Annotated in this window: 15 protein-coding genes and 1 tRNA gene; 10 read left to right on the forward strand and 6 right to left on the reverse strand. The window is 41.5% G+C overall.

Features of this window, described 5'->3' with window-relative positions:
* Positions 1-151 precede the first annotated feature (151 nt).
* On the reverse strand, positions 152-1,279 hold the full coding sequence (locus HXT28_RS05720) for an ABC transporter ATP-binding protein (RefSeq protein ID WP_032814294.1): 1,128 nt from the start codon (positions 1,277-1,279) through the stop codon (positions 152-154).
* Between the two features lie 240 nt (positions 1,280-1,519).
* On the opposite strand from HXT28_RS05720, the gene HXT28_RS05725 reads away from it, so the two are divergent.
* On the forward strand, positions 1,520-2,434 hold the full coding sequence (locus HXT28_RS05725) for a DsbA family protein (RefSeq protein WP_032814291.1): 915 nt from the start codon (positions 1,520-1,522) through the stop codon (positions 2,432-2,434).
* Positions 2,435-2,529: 95 nt separating this feature from the next.
* On the opposite strand, the gene HXT28_RS05730 is transcribed toward HXT28_RS05725, so the two are convergent.
* Together HXT28_RS05730 and HXT28_RS05735 are read right to left on the reverse strand one after the other, a co-directional pair.
* On the reverse strand, positions 2,530-3,516 hold the full coding sequence (locus tag HXT28_RS05730) for a DsbA family protein (RefSeq protein ID WP_016637551.1): 987 nt from the start codon (positions 3,514-3,516) through the stop codon (positions 2,530-2,532).
* A 129-nt stretch (positions 3,517-3,645) separates the two neighbouring features.
* Positions 3,646-5,394 (reverse strand): serine/threonine-protein kinase, encoded by a 1,749-nt coding sequence (locus HXT28_RS05735; RefSeq protein ID WP_016637552.1) that lies wholly within the window; start codon positions 5,392-5,394, stop codon positions 3,646-3,648.
* A 163-nt stretch (positions 5,395-5,557) separates the two neighbouring features.
* Between HXT28_RS05735 and HXT28_RS05740 the strand changes: the two genes are divergently transcribed.
* From HXT28_RS05740 to HXT28_RS05755, 4 genes are all read left to right on the forward strand, one after another.
* Positions 5,558-5,634 (forward strand) — tRNA-Thr (locus HXT28_RS05740).
* A 522-nt stretch (positions 5,635-6,156) separates the two neighbouring features.
* Positions 6,157-7,734, forward strand: coding sequence for a G5 domain-containing protein (locus tag HXT28_RS05745; protein ID WP_422113366.1), 1,578 nt, complete (start codon positions 6,157-6,159; stop codon positions 7,732-7,734).
* A 25-nt stretch (positions 7,735-7,759) separates the two neighbouring features.
* Positions 7,760-8,659 (forward strand): 16S rRNA (adenine(1518)-N(6)/adenine(1519)-N(6))-dimethyltransferase RsmA, encoded by a 900-nt coding sequence (gene rsmA, locus HXT28_RS05750; protein ID WP_032814300.1) that lies wholly within the window; start codon positions 7,760-7,762, stop codon positions 8,657-8,659.
* A 183-nt stretch (positions 8,660-8,842) separates the two neighbouring features.
* Positions 8,843-9,469 carry a LytR C-terminal domain-containing protein gene (locus tag HXT28_RS05755; protein ID WP_016637879.1) on the forward strand — a complete coding sequence of 209 codons (627 nt, stop codon included), beginning with the start codon at positions 8,843-8,845 and terminating at the stop codon, positions 9,467-9,469.
* Positions 9,470-9,543: 74 nt separating this feature from the next.
* Here the strand turns inward: HXT28_RS05755 and HXT28_RS05760 are convergent, their stop codons facing one another.
* Positions 9,544-11,016: a CCA tRNA nucleotidyltransferase gene (locus tag HXT28_RS05760; protein WP_064346743.1), complete on the reverse strand. Its 1,473-nt coding sequence runs from the start codon at positions 11,014-11,016 to the stop codon at positions 9,544-9,546.
* A gap of 42 nt (positions 11,017-11,058) precedes the next feature.
* Between HXT28_RS05760 and HXT28_RS05765 the strand changes: the two genes are divergently transcribed.
* The 5 genes from HXT28_RS05765 (at position 11,059) to trxB (ending at position 19,519) form a co-directional block, all read left to right on the forward strand.
* Complete coding sequence (locus HXT28_RS05765) at positions 11,059-11,835, forward strand: NUDIX hydrolase (RefSeq protein ID WP_064346742.1); 777 nt, start codon at positions 11,059-11,061, stop codon at positions 11,833-11,835.
* Positions 11,836-11,962: 127 nt separating this feature from the next.
* On the forward strand, positions 11,963-14,239 hold the full coding sequence (locus tag HXT28_RS05770; RefSeq protein ID WP_081091139.1) for a DUF6049 family protein: 2,277 nt from the start codon (positions 11,963-11,965) through the stop codon (positions 14,237-14,239).
* The gene (murJ, locus tag HXT28_RS05775; RefSeq protein WP_016637561.1) at positions 14,236-16,011 is read left to right on the forward strand and encodes a murein biosynthesis integral membrane protein MurJ; all 1,776 of its coding nucleotides are present in this window, start codon (positions 14,236-14,238) and stop codon (positions 16,009-16,011) included. The genes HXT28_RS05770 and murJ overlap by 4 nt, the downstream gene beginning before the upstream one ends.
* A 180-nt stretch (positions 16,012-16,191) precedes the next feature.
* Positions 16,192-18,420: a hypothetical protein gene (locus tag HXT28_RS05780; protein ID WP_064346740.1), complete on the forward strand. Its 2,229-nt coding sequence runs from the start codon at positions 16,192-16,194 to the stop codon at positions 18,418-18,420.
* Positions 18,421-18,577: 157 nt separating this feature from the next.
* On the forward strand, positions 18,578-19,519 hold the full coding sequence (gene trxB / locus HXT28_RS05785; protein WP_064346737.1) for a thioredoxin-disulfide reductase: 942 nt from the start codon (positions 18,578-18,580) through the stop codon (positions 19,517-19,519).
* A gap of 253 nt (positions 19,520-19,772) precedes the next feature.
* Here the strand turns inward: trxB and HXT28_RS05790 are convergent, their stop codons facing one another.
* On the reverse strand, positions 19,773-21,383 hold the full coding sequence (locus tag HXT28_RS05790; RefSeq protein ID WP_422113367.1) for a hypothetical protein: 1,611 nt from the start codon (positions 21,381-21,383) through the stop codon (positions 19,773-19,775).
* Positions 21,384-21,866: 483 nt separating this feature from the next.
* Positions 21,867-23,204, reverse strand: a complete 1,338-nt coding sequence (locus HXT28_RS05795; protein WP_422113707.1) for a ParB/RepB/Spo0J family partition protein — start codon at positions 23,202-23,204, stop codon at positions 21,867-21,869.
* Between the last annotated feature and the right edge of the window lie 8 nt (positions 23,205-23,212).

Genomic DNA, 23,212 nt, shown 5'->3' on the forward strand with positions numbered 1-23,212 from the left:
GGCTATGCATTGTAACGATACGTTGATGTACAACCTTTGTGTCACTTTTTGCTGGCAAAAACGGGGTTCGCGTTACGTTGCGAACCCCGCTATACCTTTATACCAAAACTTCGCTTACTATGCCTTTATAGAAAGCAAGCAAACTTCGCTTTTAATTCAAACGCAACTCGGTAGAAGGTGCGAATAGATGCATCTTGGATGGATCAATCTTAATCTTTACTGTGTCACCAACCTTTGGCAAAGCACGTGGATTCACGCGGATTGTCGTAAGTTTATTCTGATCAGACATCATAGTTGATGCTTCTTCAGGCGAACCATCAGTAATGATATTGCCATAAATATAGCCGTCAGAACCAAGATCCTCTACGTTCATCACCTTCAAGGAGAATGCATTTGGATCATCTGAAGTTGCCAAGCTTGCGTCTTCTGGACGGAAGCCAACGATAATCTGTCCATGATCTTCTTCAGTAAGCATGTCAACCGCTTCAGAAGGAAGAACAATAGAATCCTCACCAATCTGAGCACGACCATCAACCACTGGATGCTGGTTGATATTCATAGATGGGGAGCCAATGAAGCCTGCCACGAACACGTTCGCCGGGCGATCATAAAGCTCAGTTGGAGCACCAACCTGCTGCAAAACACCGAGCTTAATGACGGCGATGCGATCACCCATGGTCAAAGCTTCGGTCTGATCGTGGGTCACGTACAGGGTAGTAACACCCAATTGACGCTGCAAAGCAGCAATCTGCGTACGAGTCTGGACACGGAGCTTAGCGTCAAGGTTTGAAAGAGGCTCATCCATAAGGAAGACCTTTGGTTCACGAACAATAGCGCGACCCATAGCAACACGCTGACGCTGACCACCAGACAAAGCCTTTGGCTTACGATCCAAATACTCAGTCAAATCCAAAACTTCTGCAGCTTTTTCAACGCGCCTACGAATTTCTTCCTTAGGAACACCTGCAATCTTCAAAGCGAAGCCCATGTTGTCCGCAACAGTCATATGAGGATACAACGCGTAGTTCTGGAATACCATTGCAATATCGCGATCTTTTGGCTGCATAGTAGTAACATCTTGACCGCCGATGAGGATACGTCCTTTGTTAACCTCTTCAAGGCCTGCCAACATACGCAAAGTAGTTGACTTACCGCAACCAGATGGACCGACGAGTACGAGGAACTCACCATCTTTAATAGTCATGTTTAAATCGTCAACCGAAGGCTTATCGTTGCCTGGGTAAATACGAGTCACATGATCAAATACAACTTCTGCCATGATATGTCCTTTCATCGGCAGGTACGTGCCGAACGATCCGTAGTGAAGGGTGTGCACTCATGACCCCAATTCCTACATCGGCGGGAATCAATCGTCCACAGTTTACTTACCTGGTCCATTGAAGGTTCTCTTCGTTGAGCCATGCCTTAATATATCATGTTTAGCTTAGAAAAACAGCAAAAAATCAGCATTTTGCATAAACTCGGCGTGTCGAGCAAGGCACACAAAAGGAGAATAACTATGGATCAACAACAAGAAACAACAAACAATAAAATGCAAAAATCAAATGCCTCTTATAATAAAAACTTAATTGGCATCGTAATAGCATTAATTATTCTTGCATTTGCTGCAGGAGCTGGATTTATGTCTTATTACAATTCAATCAATAAATCGCAAGTAAAAACTGAGAATATAGCCGACTCCCAAACAGCCAAAAAATTGTCTTCTTCTGAAATTCCAACAGCATCTAATTTACAAGGCGGAATCCTTCTTAGTAAGAGTGGATATGGCAAGAAAGCTTCGGGCGCTCCTACAGTCGCTACTTATTTTGATCCTTTATGCCCTGGCTGTGGATCCTTTAATCGTAATGTTGATGAAACTTTAATTAAAATGGTTGAAGCAGGTCAAATTAACCTAGAACTTCACCCTATGTCATTCTTGAATCGTTTTAGCTCAGATCAATATTCTTATCGCGTCTCAGGCGGTATTGCTTATATCGCTTCGCATGACAATGATCCAAAGCATTTGCTCAAGTTCATCAATAGTATTTTTAGCGAAAGATTCCAGCCGGAAGAAGGCGATGGATACCAAGCAACACCAAATAAAGCTCTTATTGATTTAGCTGAAGATGCTGGAGTTGCAAATAAGATTGCAAATAAAGCCTTTAACCTACAGTATGTTAAGTGGCAAGAAGTTATTAATGCGAGCATTCCAGAAGAAAAAGCTTTATGGAATGTTTCTGGCTCTAATAAAGGCACTATGACAACTCCAACAGTAACAATTAACGGTAAGCTAGTAGATCTACACGCAGCTTCTGAAAAGCAGATGGATTATTTGGAAGCTATATTAAAGTCTTTGGGAATCGATAAAAAACATGTTGGCGAATCTGGTTATATGCCGCAAGTTACGCATAAGAGTAAGCCACTTGATTTATAAATAAAATTAAGTAATTTCTATACAAAAACGGACGTTAAGAATACACTCAACGTCCGTTTTTATGTAATAATTTAGATTTCTATAATTTAGCTTATTTACAATGCAATAGGGGAACTAGTGTCAGACACTTTAGGCATTTGACCTGCAACGCCAACTTGGTTTTTATTCAAACCGATGCAATGCAAAATTGCATCAAGAATGCTCATATTCTTGCTACTAGCAGCATTAATATCAAGCAACTTTCCATTGATAGTTACAGTTGGCGTTGTCATCGAACCCTTACTAGAACCAGAAACATTCAACAACTCCACGAAATCAGGAGTGTATTTGTTAATCAAATTCTGCCACTCTAAGTATTGGCGATCAAAAGCCTTACTAGCAACAGAATCATCTACCCCAGCTTTCTTAGCTTGTTCAATCAACTTTTCATTGCTTACAGGCTTATAGCCATCACCCTCTTCTGGCTGGAAGTCTTTTGCAAAGATGTTATTAATAAATTGCAGTAAATGCTCTGGATTCCTGTCATTATTAGCAATATAAGCAATAGCGCCAGCTACACGAGTTGAATAATTATCACTAGAAATCCTATCCAAGAATGACATTGGGTGTATTTCCAAATTAATTTGACCTGCACGAACCATTGAAATCAGCACCCCATCTGCTTCACGATTAAAGTTTCCACATCCTGGGCATAGCGGATCAAAATAAGTTGCAACCGTTGGAGCTTTAGCAACAGGCTTATTGTAGCCAAGCTTGCTAATAAAAATTCCACCCCTAGCATTTACAACTTCCGGCTTGTATTTAGCACCAAGTTTCTTTAGTTGCCTTTTAGCCTTATCAGAGCGTTCAATTTGCGTTTGTTCAGCATTATTTTGCTGCGGTGCATAAAAAGCTTGATAAGCAGTAACACCAACTGCAATGAGCATAGCCATAACAATAATCACTACAACAATTCCAACAATGGTTTGCTGACGACGCTCACGAGCTTCGCGCGCAAGACGTTCACGATTTTCTATGGTTCTTTGTAGGCGAGTAGCAGATGAATCTCCCTGCTTATTATCACGCATCTGAATTTTAGGCATTGTTATCCTTCAACATATTGTGCGCTAAGACTTATTCCCAGCAGCATACTTGTTAATGAAATAGTAACCTCACCATAGTTTAATAGGTGGTATCAACGGAAAATGCACATCAGTCATTGTATTATTTTTTTATTTTTCAGATGATTTTCCAGCACCCAGTAAGGCACCTAGTCCCAAGCAGAATTTATCAGTATTCTTAGTAATTGCCAGAATAACCCACGCGGCAATACAACCAATTGCATAGCCGATAGCAGTTTGCGACAAAATACTAGGCGAATAAGTTGGGAAAGGGATATGCAAAGAGCCAAGTTTCAAAATTTGTAATTCTGGGCTACTTCCCAACAATAATGGATATGCCGCAGCCCCCATTAAGCTAGCAATCGCAATAACAACAACACGCGGCAACGCATACAACAAACCACAAATCGCATGCCACGGTAACGCCGCAATGCGCATAACTGCGTCATGCTGAGGAATAATACCGCCATTAAGCTGTTGTCTATATAAACATGCCGCAATATTATACCCTGCTGTCGCACTAATCCACATAATAGCAATAATCAAACCAGCAGCATCGAGCACATTGATACAAGCAGTAACAGCACAAACCGCAACACAGCATATTAGCGCCCACATGCCTCGATATTTATACGCATATTGACTACTTGTATGCGATGATTCAGATGCTTTACCAATATTATTTTGTTCTAAATCTTGCTGATTGAATGGTTCCGTTTCTTCTGAAAATGGTTCAGCAATATGCGTATCATATTCCTGCTCTCCACATTGTTGAGGCAATTGTGGCATAACGGTAGTAGAACGCATAGGCACAGTTGATAGCATAGTTTCATTGTTCATATCTACTGTGCGTTTTACATCGGAAGAAGCATTCTGCTTCAGAATAACTGTCTGTCCCTGCAGAGTTTCACGATTTGTTTCACATGCCGTTTCACACGCTGTTTCACGCCACATCGTGCGCGTAGCCACGCACGAAATTTGATCAAAAGGGCGGCTCGCCTCCGGCCATGACAGTGGATTCATAGCATCATCACTGATTGCATTTGCTAATACGGATAAAGAGCAGCGTTGCTGACGAATCGGATGTAAAGCACTGCGAAAAGCAGCCATAGTTTTGGGAGGCAAACCACTCAAATCAGCATTCCCGGATGCTGCACGTTCCAACACCGCCATCAATGGTTTGGTACCAAAAACAGGTTTGCCGGTTGCAGCAAACGCCAACACAGCTGCAAGTGACCACCAATCAGTCAACTCATCGGAATCTCCACCTTCAATAATTTCCGGAGCAATAAATCCAGGAGTTCCCATAACTAAACCAGTACGCGTAACATGACTCTCGTCTGTTCCCATAGCAATACCAAAATCCACTAACACTGGTCCTGTAGCAGCAATCATAACATTTGTTGGTTTAATATCACGATGAATAATACCAGCTTGATGCACTGCTTTTACAGCCTCAATGAGTTTATACGTAAGCCGTTCTAAATCATCAGCAACATAAGGACCATTCTCTGCAACATCCTCTCGTAGATTACGCCCCTCAATCAGCTCTGTGACGATAAACGCAATTGATGCATCAAGTTCCATATCTACTATGCCGCACACGCCAGCGTGATGAATACGTTGCAACGCTAGAGCTTCACGTTTAAGTCGCAATCTCGCACACGCTTGATCAGCATCTTCCTCATCGTTTGGATTAACACTGACGCAAGAACGTAATATTTTCATTGCATATTGATTACCACCGTCATCACGAACTCGCCAAACGGATCCCATTGCACCGCCGCCAAGCCTGTCAATAAGCGTATATCCACCCACATTATTGCCAGATTGTAGATCGAACATGCTCATATCACTCATACTGCATTATGGTAATGCCTTATATTGCCAAATGTTGCCGTACGCGATACATAAGCACAATACGATACATGCAACGACACCACAATTTTGTAATGACGTGGGATATGGTACACTAATCAAGGTCTGCATAATGCATACAGATGGCACGTGCAGCGTAACCAACGCCTCCTTAGCTCAGATGGCCAGAGCGGCCGCCTTGTAAGCGGCAGGTCGCCGGTTCGATCCCGGCAGGAGGCTCCACATTGGATAATCTTTTTGTATGATTCTGCTTCATATTTGCAAAATGTTCGCAAAACGATAATTTTTGTTATCTTTCGTATCGAATATAATGACGTGCAATGGTTAGAGCAGGGAGATTAGATAGTGCTGAATGGCTTACATAGTTTCGTTTTGTACTATCTTATATTTCTGAAGGGAATTCATTCTGCAATACGATAATATTGCGTTTTTGGGTTACCTAGAATAGAAAAGATTGTTGATTTCACATCTAACGCCAACATTATGACGTATGATGAAAGTAAGACATGATTTTCTTCTGTACAATCATTGTAGAACAAGACTTGTCGCGAGTAAGAACTCGGGAACCTTCCCCCAACTCAGGGTTTCCGAGGTGAGAGTGGAGCGTCCCCCAACCAGCTCCACCTCATAAGGGGGCGGGAATATCCCCTTCTCTCCCGCCCCCATTTTTTTTGTTAGCTCGCGTAGCCAATGCAGCATAGAAGGTATAATAAAAGCCAGTCTTACAGTGAAGGGAGTGATTATATGGCACGTCGATGGACACCTCGACGCTTAATCGTAATGCGACGCACTCGTATTCTTGCCTGCATTCTGTCTCTATCACTTGCAGCATCATGCATGTTCGCATTCACAGCCCAAAAATCAATAGCATTAGTAGTAAATGGCAAAACTCGAGTTGTTCATACTTACGCAACTACGTCCGCGCGTCTTCTAGAAGAACAGCACATACCAGTAAAAACTCACGATCAGGTTATATCTTCTTCAGGCGATATTCTCACTAATCATGCTACCGTTACTGTACGCAGCGCTTATCAAACTTCTATTACTGTAGACGGCGTTACTATACCATTTTGGACAGTTGCAACCAGTGTCGATCAACTTATTGGATTTTTCCGAGCTAACGCGCAAAAAGCCTCGCGCATTACAGTAAATTTGCAAAACATTTACGATAAACTCACTTGCGGATTATCAATTAATAAAAAAGGGCCAATTACTGTTATTGCCGATGGTAAAACACGTATCGCTCCAGATGGCAGTTTGCCAGCAAGCGCTATCCTCGACGCGCAGGGCATTGTGCTCGGCAAAGAAGATCGCGTTAGCGTAGAAGAAAATGATGGTAAAACTATTTTACGCATTTCACGAGTTACTCACGGCAAAGAAACTCGCATGGTTTCACTTCCTTTTGCTACGCAAACTGTCGTCGATCCTCATCTTCCTGCAAATGCGCGAGTAGTGCAGCAAGTCGGCGTTAATGGCGAACGAGAAGATGTATATAACGTGACATACGTGGACGGCAAAGCTGAAAGCGCTACTCTTGTTTCACAAAATTTAATAAAACCTGCCATTAATCAGGTTATTGCCATAGGAAAATCAGCTCCTGCTTCTGTTCACCCAAATCGCGTGAATAAACAAAAACAGCAGCAGAACAAACAAACAAAATCACAAGTGGCACAACAAGTTTCTCCAACACCTGTTGCTAAACCAGCACCACAATCAGAGCAAAAGCCTGCCAAAACAGAGAATCAGGAACAACAAAAACCACAACAATCCCCACAAACCTCTACACAAAAACAGCAGCAGACTCAGCAGACTCAACAGACTCAACAAGACACGACGCAAAGTAAAGTACAGGAGCAAAATAATCAAAACCAAGCCCAGCAAGGTAACAGTACACAACAAAAACCTGCACAAGACGCTACAGCTCAAGCGACACAAAATCAGCAACAGGCTCCAGCACCTGCACCCAACCCTCCAGCTCCAGCACCTGCACCCAACCCAGATAGTCTTGTTCATGCTACACCAGAACAGGCCAAACTTTTTGCACAAGGAGCAGCAGCACAAATGGGCTGGACTGGCAAAGAATGGGAAGACCTTGTGTGGCTGTGGAATAGGGAATCCGGGTGGCGCTGGAATGCAGAAAATCCAAGCTCACATGCATATGGAATTCCTCAAGCACTTCCTGGAAATAAAATGAAAAGCGCCGGAGCCAATTGGCATGAAGATGCTGCCGTACAAATCAGTTGGGGTTTGACTTATATCAAATCAAACTATAAATCTCCTAGCGGAGCTGTAAAACATTCGCGCACTATTGGCTGGTATTAAATTACACAATATACGAACACTACTTATTGGATGGTACACATTGACGGAAATCAATACTGAAACTCATGGCCAACTTTTAGGTGCGGCTGATATTCGACGTATTGCTGCAGAAGAAGGCATTACACCAACAAAAAAGTTCGGTCAAAATTTCGTTATTGACCCTGGTACCGTACGAAAAATAGTTGCAGCTGCTGAAGTTGGCAATGGCGACAATGTTATGGAAGTAGGACCTGGCCTTGGTTCACTTTCTCTTGCAATACTGCAAGCAGGAGCATACCTTACAGCTATAGAAATCGATCCTCCACTCGCAAAACGCTTGCCTTACACAGTAGAAGAATTTATGCCATGCGCAAAGCCGCGCTGCAGCGTTATTTTAAAGGATGCTTTAACAGTGAACGCTGAAGATGTGCCACAACTAGCTCAAGCTACACAATTTACACTTGTTGCGAATCTTCCGTATAATGTTGCAACGCCTATTGTGCTTACACTACTTGAAAAATTTAATAATTTACAACGCTTTTTGGTTATGGTTCAAAAAGAGGTGGCAGATCGTTTATGCGCTCAGCCAGGAAATAAAGTATATGGGACACCGAGTGTAAAACTAGCTTGGTATGGCAAGGCGCAACGTGCAGGACTTATTGGACGCAATGTGTTCTGGCCAGCACCAAATGTTGATTCTGCGTTAGTTTCTTTTACTCGTAACACTACCAGCAAAGGCGATAGTAATGAGCGCGAAGGAGTGTTTACACTCATTGATGCGGCATTCCAACAGCGTCGTAAAACATTGCATGCAGCACTTAAACATCAAGTACCTGAGGAAGCTTACCAAAAAGCTAAAATTGACCCCACTAGACGTGGAGAAACACTTACATGCGATGAATTTGTTGCATTGTATCGTGCATGCAAAACTTGCAGTGAGCAATAATTACCGTTAGTTTGAAACAAAATCACTAGTTAGCATATATATTTATTCGTAATATCATAAATCTGCTGTTATATTTTGAAACCCGTCATACATGACCAGTAATATACAGCGTATATCAAGCTTTACAGCTTGCAAAAATTTATCATGAACAAGTGGACACATAGTCGCAGATCGGAAGTGAACATGGCGCAAGAATACGATGAACGTATTGCTCGTAAAGCTTTCATGAATCAGAAGAAACGATCTGTACTCACTAGTGTAGGAATCGCTTTAGCTGTTATTTTTGTTATTGCACTCCTTGTACAGTTTCACGTCTTTGGCATTAACTCCACAGCCACACCGAAAGATAATCCCAATTATGGCGTAACTGCACCATGCGCAACAAAAGATAAGGGGAGCGCTAAAATTCCTTATGTCGACAACCGCGCTGTAGCTATAAGAGTACTTAATGGCACAAAATTCCGCGGCTTTGCACGCGCTGTAGGTGAAGCATTGAATGCTCGAGGGTTTAATCTCACCGAAGTCAATAATAATAAAACCAACAATATTAAGCGGACAACTATTTATTTTGGAAGAAATGCCATTAACGAAGCGTACACAGTGAACGCTAATTTCACAGACGCTGTTATGCGCATGGATGACCGCCAAGATAAACTTGTTGACATTGTACTTGGGTCAACTTTCACTAATCTCCGTCCAAAAGTCGACGTTCCAGCAGCAGGTGCTGCAATACAAGAAATACCGGGCTGCTTAAAAGCTGATAGTATGCAACATCTTCCTAAAGCAGAACAACATAAAGAAGTTAAATAAAAAGAATTAGAAATAAGGGCAGTTGATATCACAACTACCCATTTTCTATCCTTCAAGTTTTGTAATAGACTATGCTAGTCTTTATGCATTTCTTGGTACCAACGAAGTAATTCTGCCACTGCAACCTCATGCTGTACTGGACCATTATCGAGACGATAGTCCAGCATATGTTTGTAAGCCTCACCAACTATTGGACCAGGTTGTAAATGCAATAATTGCATAATTTCATTACCATCGACGTCTGGACGAATAGCATTAAAATCTTCCTGTTTTTTAAGTTCTTTGACACGATGTTCCATCTCATCCATAGCATGTTCAAACATCAATGCTTTACGACGATTTTGTGTGGTGGCATCTGCGCGCGTAAGGCGATTCAAACGTTCATATAAATGCCCTGAATCTTTTACATAACGGCGTACAGCAGAATCAGTCCACGGCTCATCAACATAACCATGAAAACGCAAGTGTAAATTAACCAATTCACTTACATCTTCAATAAGATGATGATCAAAATGCAACGCCTTTAACCGCTTGTGGGCCATTTTTGCACCAACTACGTCATGATGATGAAAGCTTACTTTTCCTCCATCTTCAAACTTTCGCGTGCGTGGCTTACCAATATCGTGGAGTAAAGCAGCTAATCGCAAAGTCAAATCTGGAGCAGGCACTGGACCTTCCTGATCCGTTTCTAAGGCGATGGCACGCTCAAGAACCATCATAGTGTGCTCAAAAACGTCTTTATGCCTATGATGCTCATCAATTTCAAGCTGCAAAGCAGGAATTTCTGGTAGTACACGCTGAGCAATACCAGATTCGACAAGTGCCTCCAAACCTTTACGTGGTCTATCAGAAAGCAACAGTTTAGTAATTTCGTCACGAATACGTTCGGCTGAAACAATATCGAGCCGATCTGTCATATCCACAATTGCTTCAGCCGTATTTGTTTCAATACTAAAACCTAGTTGTGCCACAAAACGCACAGCACGCATCATACGCAAAGGATCATCATCAAAAGATTGACGAGGATCAACGGGAGTACGCAATACACCTTTAGCAAGATCATTCGCACCACCAAAAGGATCCACAAATTCCAAATCCGGTACGCGCAATGCCATAGCATTAACAGTGAAATCGCGTCTAGAAAGATCGCCTTCCAAAGTATCACCATACTGTACTTCCGGTTTACGAGAATCCGGATCATAAAGGTCAGAACGATAAGTTGTAATTTCAACTTTTACTTCTGTGCCATCTGGACGTCGACGCATAGCACCCAAAGTACCGAATTTACGACCCATATCCCAAAAACCATCGTGTCCCCAACGACGCAAAATAGATTCAAATTCTTCCGGGCGAGCCGACGTACAGAAATCAAGATCATGCGACACGCGATGCAATAACATATCACGAACAGGACCACCAACTAATGCAAGTTCATAATGATGTTCAGCAAAAAGCTGCCCCAACTCTATAGCTTCAGGCCAAACTTTAAAATTCTCAGTCACCCTTACCGACACCCTTTCAGCAAAAATCAATCTATAATCCAGCATACCGTTACCCCAATGCACAGCGGATTGAGTAAGGTGGGGAGTATGGTTACTCCCGCAGATTTACGACACATGCTTGCCAAGCTTGCGGATAACCATACCCAAAATCAGTCTAAGCTTGCTGTAACACCACTTGACTTAGCCAATATGTATCGTAAAAAAAATCACATACAAGAAGAGGCTGAGCAGCAAGTTTTCGTTGATATTCCAGTATTTTCCACAGACGAGCAGAGCACACAAGGCATAGAATTATCTACGGAAATACTACAGAAAACATCGTCAATTTCTGGTATCTCTCCAGCGCTCATGCCACAGCGTAGATTATTAGATACTCCTACAACTTTTGCCTCTTTAGACGCTCAAGATTTACCAATTATTCGCGAATATTCTGCAGGAGGGCTTGTATTTGACACACTCGGGCGTGTCGCAATTATTGCTCGTCATTCCAGAAGCGGACATCTCGAATGGTGTTTACCAAAAGGACATATTGAAAAAGGGGAAACGCCCCAAGAAACTGCTGTTCGTGAAATTCATGAGGAGACTGGCATTGTAGGTGAAGTAGTGGATTCAATCGCAACCATAGACTATTGGTTCACAGGCACATCTCATCGTGTACATAAACTAGTACATCATTTTGCATTACGCTATGTGAGCGGCAATCTTTCAGTATTAGGGGATCCTGATCATGAAGCAGAAGATGCAATATGGGTTAATTTTAAAGAATTAAATAGTGTATTAAGCTATCCAAATGAACGAAAGATTGCATGGCTCTATGCAAAAAAAGCACATAGGCGGTCTCACAGTGACAAATCTCGCGAGTAAGCACTACACCACGCACTCAGCGCATAATTCTTCGCATACATCACTAGAACGTACCTTAGTTTCTTCATTGCAAGTTTTAAAACACACTTGCAAAGTAACTACTTGCTTTACATTAGCTTCTCTTATAGTGCTCACATTGGCGATTGCTACGATTGGCATACGAAATATTCCATACTACGGCTTAGTGCGCACAGCGTACGCAGAAACTACGCCTGCAGATTCAAAAAATACCAATAACTCGAAAGTCAATAATAAACAATTCTTAGATACCAATCCACATAGTAGAAACATTGAGCTCAGCATAGTGCAAGCCACGCCCGTTGTAACTGACAAAAGTGGGTATCATCTTACTGCAACATTAAAAGCAAATACGGTACCCCTGCCAGAAGGCACAGTACAGCTTGCTATTAATTCCAGCTACACTTTTGTATCTCGTACTGATGTGCAAAATTGGGCGCAGGGTGAATCACTTATACCTACACCACAAATTTTAGGATCTGCAAAAATCACGAAATTACCTGCTGGTAGTACTACCACAATCCGCTTTGACATACCATCGAATAAACAAGAACTACAATCTATTTGGCATTGGGGTCCTAAGCCGCTGAAAATTACGTATTTTTCACAAGATTATTCACGCTATAAATCAATATATTCTTTTTTAACACGATCGAATGCCGGAATGCACGCAACATCTTCACCGGCAATGAATCTTACTGCTGTTATGCCAATACTGGCAGCAACACAGCGAATCGTAAAAGATGGCACCGTACAACCTAATTTTCACGCTGACGCAACATTACAGGCTCATAAAAATGACGTCCAACGTATTCTTGAAAAAGCTGATTTAATTAGCAAACATACAAAGTTGCAAACTATTGCAGATGCAAACACATTGCAAGCAGCACATTCACTAATGTCACCAAGCGCCTACATGCAACGAAATGGATTCGACATTAGCGCATATGCAGACGACTACAATGATAGTATCTACCGTTTTGCAGGCATTGATAAAGCAGATTGGTCAGCTCGTAGTTCACTATTCAATCAAACTAATCCAACTGCAAAAAATTCCTCTAACCTACATAAAACGCAGCACCCTAACGAAACTACTCATACTTTTCCACAATCCTACGCATGGCAAACTCATGGCAACTGGACACTTGCAGCTCTAATGCAAGCAAAACGTAACGGATACAACACTGTTATTGCAACGAATGAATTTGACGCCAGCGCATCACAATTTGCCGTTAGTAATGGAGTTTACGATATTAATACTCCTGCTGGAAACGTACGCGTACTAGCACCACAATTAGTGCTTACCACACTGGCAAATGGTAAACCTACTAGCACTCATGCTGTAAGCGAACGCACTCAAGCTGGGCGCATTAATCGTCTCATAGCACAAAGCGCGTTTTATCAAATGGAACAGCCGTATATCAGCCGCAATATTCTTATCACTTTTTCCAATAACACGTCTGTATCCAGTATCGATGCTGTTATGAACGCATTAGAACAATCGCCATGGCTTTCACTCAGCAGCCTCAATACCATGGCACGCCTTGAACAAAACACATTGCCTTATTGGAAACAAAATAGCATTATGCGCGCTATTCCTCACAGTAGCGGCATATCCGCAAAATCAGCCTCTTTAAGACGTACCACTCTCAAGAATTTAGCTCATCGTCGACAAGACGTTATACGACTTACCAAACATATTCTTGATTACAATGCTGCTAATCAATCACACAACACTGAAGGCGATGCCCAAGCACTTGCTAAACAAACGGCAAAAACAAAGAAAACTATGAACGCAAAAACTTGGGGGGAGCATGTACTACAGCTCTATGACGATATCGCATTCCACGAGCTAGCTAATAATACGACGGTACAGTCTCATACAATAACACTTAAGAAAAGCAATACCCAAAATAAACAATTCAACAAATCAGATTTACGTAACGATACCGCCCAATATTTCACCAGCGCACTACTTAACAAAATCCGTATTATTCCACCACGCGGAATCACAGCAGTAAGCGAAACTGCCAGTATGCCAGTTACCATTAGCAATGCACACCCTTACCCTGTGCGAGTATATTTATCCGCCGATACGCATGCTATGGAAATCGTTACACGCCGTAAAACTTTGGTAAATATTCCAGCAAATAGCGAAACCCAAGTTACTTTACCGCTGCGCATTACGACTTCAATTCACACTCAAGCCACTTTTGTACTGGAAGATAGACAACATCGCATATTTTCACAACAGCAACGCACACTCATTACTAGCACACTGCAAATTAGCGATAAAAGCGGTACGATTATCATAATATTTGCCTTCATGCTTGGTGCACTTGGTCTTTGGAGGCAATTCCACCGTAAGAAGGATCCAGACGAATGAGTTCAGTAGGTCGCAATTCTGTTATTATGGCTAGCGGAACAGCAGCATCACGCATTACTGGTCAAATACGCACTATTTTGCTAGCTGCAGCTCTTGGAACAACGGGCTTAGCTGCAAACGCATATCAAGCTGGATCCATGATTCCACAGCTCATCTATACGCTTGTTTCTGGTGGTATTTTTAATGCTGTGTTAGTGCCGCAAATTGTGCGTACACTAGAGAAGAAAAATGCGGAAGAACGCCTCAATAAGCTTATTACTTTTGCTATCGTTCTACTTCTTGGTGTTACTATTCTTATGTCTGTAGCAACACCTTTACTCACTATGCTCTATGCCGGCGGAAATGCCGAAATGCAGACTCTCACCTGTGCTTTTACCTTATGGTGTATGCCACAAATCTTTTTCTATGGATTGTACACGGTTCTTGGTCAGATACTTGCCGCTAAAGGTCGTTTCGCAATGTACGCGTGGAGTTCAGTTGCAGCTAATATTATTAGTTGCTGCGGTTTTGGTGTTTTCATTCTACTTTTTGGAAAAGTAAATCAAGCACCACTCAGTTTCTGGAATGGCTCTACTTTACTACTCACCGCTGGTTTCTGGACTTTTGGCGTTGCCGCGCAAGCTTTAGTACTCTTTTGGCCACTGATGAAAAGCGGCATCCAATATCATCCAAGCTGGGGAATACGAGATATCGGTCTACGTTCTATGGGTCCTGTTGCCGCATGGAGTATGGGTATTGTGATTGTTACGCAAATTGTTGTAATGATTACTACACATATCACTACTAGCGTTCCATTTATTGCAGAACAACGTTTAGGTTTAAATCAATTTGAAGTAGCTGGCAATGCTACTTATCAAAACGCTTACACCATGTTCTTGCTACCATACTCATTGGTCGCAGTATCGGTAGCAACTGCTATTTTCCCTAAAATTTCGCGAGCTATTGCTGCGCACGATTTGCATATCGCACGTAATGATTTGAGTGAAGCTCTTCGCCACGTAAGTTTAATTATGTGCTTCTTTACCGTTGTCTTTATTGTTATTCCAACGCCTATTTCACTGGCTCTGATTCCTTCAATCAGCATGCAAGAAGCTAATCTTATGGCAGCACCATTAATGATGTTGGCATTTGGCTTGCCTCTTACTAGTAGCTATTTAATTATTCAACGAACATTTTTTGCATTTGAAGATGGTAAAAGTCCGTTCATTTTTGCTTTCGCTCAACTTTTTACTGAACTTATCATTTTTGTTTCTTGCATTAATTTTTTGCCACCTACTTACTGGGTTACAGCTTTAGGAGCTGCAGTATCGATAAGCTACATTCTTACTTTTCCATCATTAGTTCATATGCTACGTAATCGTTTTGAACATAATCTAGATGATCGTAGACTCGTAATATCTCATATAAAAATTGTTGTTGCATCTGTAGTATCTATTGCAATTGGTTTTGTAGTGCGCGAACCATTATTACACGCTTTCAATCTTAATGCACCAAATTTGCATGGTGTATTACGTTGGATGAACGCTATTCTCATCTGCGCAATAATGACTATTCTTATTGCCTTAATTTACCTCGCAATACTTTTGTTGCTCAAAGCTAATGAACTTATAGATTTATCTCGTCCAATAATCAGTAAACTTGCGCAAAAAATTCCTGCCCTTGCACCACTTGCCAAAGTTTTTAACGATACCGAGCATCAACAATCGCAACAACATCAAGAAAAACACACCGTTGCGCGCAGAGTTCAGTCTCATACGCAGTCCCATCAATGATGAAATGAGGAATTTTAATAACTAGTATTCATATTTTCTTATGATAATCTGTGATGATTTTGGAAATTATTACAATATCAACAAAATTACTGTACATAACATGACGTTTCATCAGTACAATGAGATGGTAGTAAAAAATATTATTAATATATTGTGTATGCGTAGGAAGATGAGGAACACATGGAACCTCGGTTGGGAGATATTGTACTGAATCGATACGTTTTAGTATCGCTTCTGCGCAATGAAGCAGGCTTGCAAGTTTGGCAGGCTAATGACCATATACTTACGCAAGATTGTCAGCTTTTTATCGTACGAAATTCGCATTTCTTGCCAGAAGTAAATGCTATCGCTTCTACTTTGGCCTTATCACACAATCGTCGTTTTACACAAGTGCTGCAATTACAACATCATGACGCTGTGGCGATTATTATTACAGCGCTTGATCGCGGTGTTACTATTAATGATTATTTAGCTCGCAAAGATGCTCCATTAAGCTATGAAGCTATACGAACAATCGTTGCAGAAACCGCACAAGCGCTCAGTAAATTGCTCGCAAATAATATTACTCATCACGCTGTTTCTAGCGATACAGTTCGCATCAGCTCGTCTGGAATTGAGCTTGCAGACACCCCAGTAAGTCCTCTTCTAGAAGATATAACGCAACTGCGAGACGATAATCATCCTATCGCAAAACAAAGCATAGAACATACTGCCACACGTCAACTTGCATCATTACTGTACACTCTTCTTACAAGAACGTCGTCACGCGTGCAAGCTCATTTTGATGCCTCACTGCTGCCAGATAATACGCCTTCCGAGTTCCGAATGATTTGTACAAGAAGCCTGGCTGCTCATGAGAATAGCAACATCGTTCCTATGGCTTCTATTGCAGAATTAATGGCATTGTTAGGATCTTATACACCGTTGTCTCAGCTTACTCAACAGGATATTGAGTTTAATGGTAAAACTAGTGTTGCTTCTATTAGTAATGTCCATCTAAAGAGTGCAGAAGATAGCGAAATACTTCCATTGCCAGAAGATTTTACACAAACTGAAGAGCAATTTAATGAGCAACTTCTGCAACGCGCTGAACAAAATGTTAATAATCTGTCTTCAGCATCATCGCTCAATACACTTGCTCGCGAAAGTAACAAATCTACAAAATTCGGCAAGGGTTTTAAAAATGCCGGAAGGACACTCGGATCGTTATTAAAGCATGGCAATGCTCGTGCAGATGCACAGAATAGCGATGCCGACAGCCTTAATGATGATGGCAACACTAGCACGGACATAGATTTTCATGATATTGCAGCAGCAGAAATGGCTAATATTTTAGCTCCTACTGAGCTTGATACCGACGATGTTATTTTCCCAACATTATCGGCATCATATAAGCATTTTCCTGATTCTGCTACGTCACGTAATGTTTTTGAACAAACTGTTAATAAACAGAATAAAGAAATAAAAAATGCTACAAACAAAGCAAGCGTAATTGGCAGTTTTGATTTTGAGAATTTGCTTGCAGAAAATACGCAGCATACTGAGTTGATGACTCGACCAAAGAATTTGATTTCTGAAGGCGAGTCTACCGGTCGCGTTCCAGTTGTAGATACCCACGGGAGGTTTATTGCGCCGGGCGAAGAATCAGCTCGAGCACTCCGCGACGAAATCAACAGCAGACAGAGTGAAGATCAGCCAGTGAACAATACGCCGTCTTTGCCACCAAGTTTCCAACCTATCGAACAAGCTGCAGCCCTACATAAGCAAAAGCAGAATAATCAGAGCAATAATGGCACTATTGCAGACGCTAAGATTTGGTGGGGTTTGTCGACTAAAGTAATTGCGATTGGCGCAGTTTCTTTGCTTCTTATTGCCGGATTAGCTCTAGCATTACACGGTTTATTCGGCACACATGAAAGCGCAGACAACTTTGGTAATAATGGTTCATGGGACAGCACTAATCTTGAGAATGTGCCGTTTGGCAGTCAAGGCATTTTACCGCAAGAAAAGCAGCCTGCCAAAAAACATATAGGTCGCAAACAAGTTCGTGCTGTACCAAAGCCTAAAGTTCCTACAAACACTGTTGCATATCAGGCAGACCGGTATCAATTCCTTAGTTTCCCTGCTCAACAGCCTGGTTATGGATATTATATTCATCTGACTGAGCCACAAGCAGTATACCGTTTTGTTATCTCAATCCGTACTTCTGGTGGACATGCTTATTTATTGGCGAATACCAAAAACGATCCAACCAAGGGCACACAAGTTGCAGAATTTACGTTTGATGAGAGTGGAACCACAGACGTGAAACTTACGAAGATTGTGAAGTCACAAGATTTTATGTTGTGGGTTCCAAAAGATAGTATGCCTAAGAATAGTCTCTACATTAATTCCGTAAAACTGTATTGATTATTGGCGATAATACTGCTAGCTATTACATAGTAATGCATAAAAATTATGTACTGCTTTATAGTTAGCAGTAGCTTCATCATTGTTGGTTTCTTAACTTCCGTTCCGCAACAATAAACTATTATTTTAAAAAATATTACAAAAGGATAATACTCGCATGAAAAATGATATTCGTAAAGTAATTATTATTGGTTCAGGCCCTGCAGGATACACTGCAGCAATTTACTTAGGTCGTGCCGGATATAAGCCGCTTATTATTGCTGGCGCACTTACCCCTGGAGGTCAACTTATGAATACCACTGAGGTGGAAAATTACCCAGGTTTTCCAAATGGTGTTCTAGGTCCTGATCTTATGGAAAGCATGCAACAACAAGCAGAGAAGTTCGGAGCAGAGATTCTTCTCAACGATGTCACTTCCGTAGACTTTAGCAGCCCTATAAAGCGCGTAACTGTAGATGATGGTGTAACTTACGAAGCTGAAGCTGTTATCGTTTCTACGGGCTCACAGGTGCGTAAATTAGACGTTCCTGGCGAACAGGAGTATTCCGGACGAGGCGTATCGTATTGTGCAACATGCGATGGGTTCTTCTTCCGAGGAAAGCCAATTACTGTTGTGGGCGGCGGAGATTCTGCTTTTGAAGAAGCACAATTCCTTACACGCTTTGGATCTTCTGTTACTTTAATTCATAGACGTAGCGAATTTCGCGCTTCAAAAATTATGGTTGATCGTGCGAAAGAAAATGAAAAAATTAAGTTCATACTTAATAGTGTTGTAGAAGAAGTTCACGGAAATGATACAGAAGCTACGTCACTTACCGTTCGCAATGTCATGACGGGAGAAACTCAAGAAGTTGAGTCAGCTGGCTTGTTTGTAGCAATTGGCCATACTCCAGCAACGAAATTCTTAGGAAATGCACTAGCTCTCAATGAAGATGGTACTATCGCAGTAGAAGGTGCTTCAACGCGCACATCTATTAAGGGCGTGTTTGCATGCGGCGATGTAGTTGATAATGTATATCGTCAAGCTATTTCTGCAGCTGGCATGGGGTGCCGAGCAGCTCTTGACGCCCAAGCTTATCTCAATGAAAAGGATGCTTAAAACTTACTCAAGTAAATGCAAACCGTCAGTAAATCTCATACCATATTTGAAAAGTTTTACACTCATTCACTACCATTGAGCATTTAAGCATATATAGCAATCGGCTGGACCTGTTCCACGTGAAACAGAGGAGCATCCTATGCCTTACCCTGCACTCTCACACACAACTTGCCCAGCCGAAATACTACAATATTAACTTTTAAAATTATCAACTAACTATGAGCCAGCTGATAGTACCGCGCTCAATCCGCATTTACATAGCAGCAGAATCTGCAACTGGCTCAGCAACTGGCTCAGCGCTAGAATCTACATCCATAGTTTCTATGTCGACATCACCTAAGTCAGCAGAAGCATCGAGGTCACCCAAATCAACATCATCGAGGTCGCCCAAATCGCCTAGGTCATCGAGGTCACCAAGATCATCTAATTCACCAAGGCCATCGAGGTCACCCAAATCGCCAAAACCGTCTAAACTGTCAGCAGCATCCTCAAAATCAGGCAACTCACCACTCTCACCAGTTGGCGTAACTTCAGGCTCTTGAACATCTTCAACGACTACACCTTCATCAGGATTACCCTTCGGATAATTATCATAAAAATGCCCACCATCTGGAAGTGTCTTAAACGAAGGAACTAACTTCTCTTGGGAATGCCTTAACAAACCATTTTTATCGCGCCATTCAAGCCACACGGTAAAGCCCTTAGCACCGGCCTGTGGAATAAGCGAATCCTCAGGCACTCTGTTAGTCAACAGATTGTTAACACTCGTCTGAGTTCGAGAAATATCGTCACTTATCACTTTACCGTCAGGAGATTCTACAGTAGACATAGGGCCAAACTGAGCGTAGAAAGGCAACACCTGCTTAGTCGTATTACCATATACGGCACCTGGAAGTAACTCAGCAAAGGTCACCGTAGTATTGTTCTTGCCAACGTTGGCCTGCAAATTTTCCTTAACAGCAGTACCCTCGAAGCAATAAGAACGCTCAACAGCATCTTCTGTAGTAGCCTCTTCCTGAGCAGCCTCTTTTGCATTATCTTCAGAAATTGCGTATTTTTTCAGAGTGCCTTTTTCATATGGAACTTCATCCATGCGAATGTTCGTAACATAAGCCTTTTCTTCGGCATTTAACGGGAAAAATGACCAATCTACGTCAACAGCAAATCCAGTAGGTTCCATATTCTTGTACCAGTACGATAACACCTTCAGATCTTTTACCGAATTATCTGAGCGCACATTGTATTCGACATCTACGTTTGCAGAATACTTTCCAATCTTGCTGACGGATACTTTGTTGATATCAACATCACTTCCGTCGCGCCACGTGGAACAATTAGCGTAAGGAGTTCCCGTCAGTCCTGCACAAAAATCGCCTTTGGTTGGAATGACAAATAATGGAGACTTGCGAGGTGTGCCACCAGAAATTACAGCAGCGAAACCCGAATTGACATCTTCTGGATAAGTACTTAACGATTTTATAAATTCGTCGCTTAACGCAAAAGTTTCAGTAGGATTGGCTTCATCCACAGTCCAAGCATTGTTAACGACATTAACAGGTGCAATGTAGAATGTGCCTGCGTTATTATCACCGTGAACAACGGTATAACCTTTTGGAATTTCTATATTATGATCATTTCGATAAAATATAGCTTGAACTTTGCCGGTTTCTTCAGCTTTTTCATGAGCAGCATGAATAGCCTGTAAATACAGTTTTTTATTCTCTGCGTTTAAGTTTTCAGCAGCAAGCCAAGATTCAGGAGAATACTGCGGCTCATCAGCATATGCAGGACCAGCAAGCGCCATTCCTCCGGCTAATGTTGCTACTGCAACCATAGCAGCGCACCACTTTTTATTCATTAGCATTTCCTCTCTTTCGATGCGTAGCATATGAATTTTGCACAAAAATAGTCACCCAACCTGCAAATACAACATGACAAGCAGCATAACTACTATTGAAAATAATACTCCCCTATTCGGTTGAGGAAAACTCCAAAACTTGAGAATACAATCATTTACAGTCTATTGAACAGTTTAATATGGCTAGTTTGTTGCGTTATTGGTACGTTTGTCAGCGATACTTTTGCGTGTCTTCTATAAACTTTGACTCATATTTCAAGTAGTTGTTCTGGGAGTTTAAGTAAATTTCAGCATCGTACTTCTCATTACTATTTTCCTTTTTAGTAATCACTCGAAATGTACTCAAAATTGAGTTTGCATATTTTGAACATAACACTCATAGATTCACAGCGCTCTTATACACATACACACGGTTGACTTCACTGCCAACAAAACACAATTGCTAAGCTTTATGAATCAACAAGTATTCACACATACAAACTTCTAAACTTATTGCTGTTGCTTTACTACCAATAAATCAACTATACGCTGCATTTCTTCGGGAGAAGAAAATACAATCTCAATGCGACCATGATTCTCTGTGCCTTTAATAGCAACTTTGGTTGCAAAATGTTCCTCCAATTGTTTACGAATTGGCGAACCTGCCCATTTATTATTACGACGATTACGAGTACGAGTTATACCATTAGGTGAATGCTCTGTTTTAATGGAAACAATTTCTTCAGTACTTCGGACAGACAAACCTTCAGAAATAATTCGATTAGCTAAATCTTCCATCTCTTCTGGAGTTTCTAAACCAAGCAAAGCACGAGCGTGACCTGCAGATAGCACACCAGATGCTACATGCTTCTGCACGCTAGCTGGAAGATTTAAGAGTCGCAGGGTATTTGCAATTTGTGGACGAGATTTCGATACAGATTGTGAAAGCTGTATCTGTGTTAAACCGAAATCATCAATCATTTGCGAATATGCAGCAGCTTCTTCCAGAGGATTCAATGCCACGCGATGAAGATTTTCGAGTAACGCATCACGTAACATATTTTCATCAGAAGTCGTGCGCACAATTGCTGGCACAGTATCTAATCCAGCAATCTGTGAAGCACGCCACCTACGTTCTCCCATAATAAGCTCATAGTGTGCAATTTGCTTGTCACTCTTATCGGCATCTTCAATTGGTCTTACAACTATAGGCTGTAATACGCCAACTTCTTTGATTGAAGAAGCAAGTTCCCGCAACTCATCTTCGTCAAAAATGGTACGAGGCTGATGAGCATTAGGTTTAATATCAAGCGGCTTAAGATGATCTAAATAACCACCTTTAATTGGTTGCAAAGATTGATTTTCTACAGTTTCCTCTGTTGCTGTAGATGCGGATTGTTCAGTGACAATTTCATCTTTTTTGCTTTCTTTTTTTATCCTTGATGTGAAAGCTGTTGAAGCAGAGTCACCAAAAAAGAAATCCATCGGACGTGCAACATCATCAAGAGATGGCATTGTAGAACGCTTTCGAGCATGTTTATTAGACTGCGCTAACAATTTGTTTTCACGTGAAACATCACCAACCTCATCTTCATGTTTTTTATCAGCATGAGGAGCAATTGAATTAAGCATGCTAGGCACTTTTGTTTCATGTGAAACATGATTCAAGTTAACAAAATCTTGTTGTACTGTTTCATGTGAAACATTGTTCTCACTTTTTTGTTGTACTGTTTCATGTGAAACATTCTCTTGTAAATTCGGCACTGAATCAACAAGAGTGTCTTCGCCTGGTAAGGCTGGAAATAGGGCGCCCAAGCCTTTTCCTAAACGAGATTTATTTCCACTCATCATTCATT

The sequence above is a fragment of the Gardnerella washingtoni genome, assembly GCF_049262705.1.
GTDB lineage: Bacteria > Actinomycetota > Actinomycetes > Actinomycetales > Bifidobacteriaceae > Bifidobacterium > Bifidobacterium vaginale_D.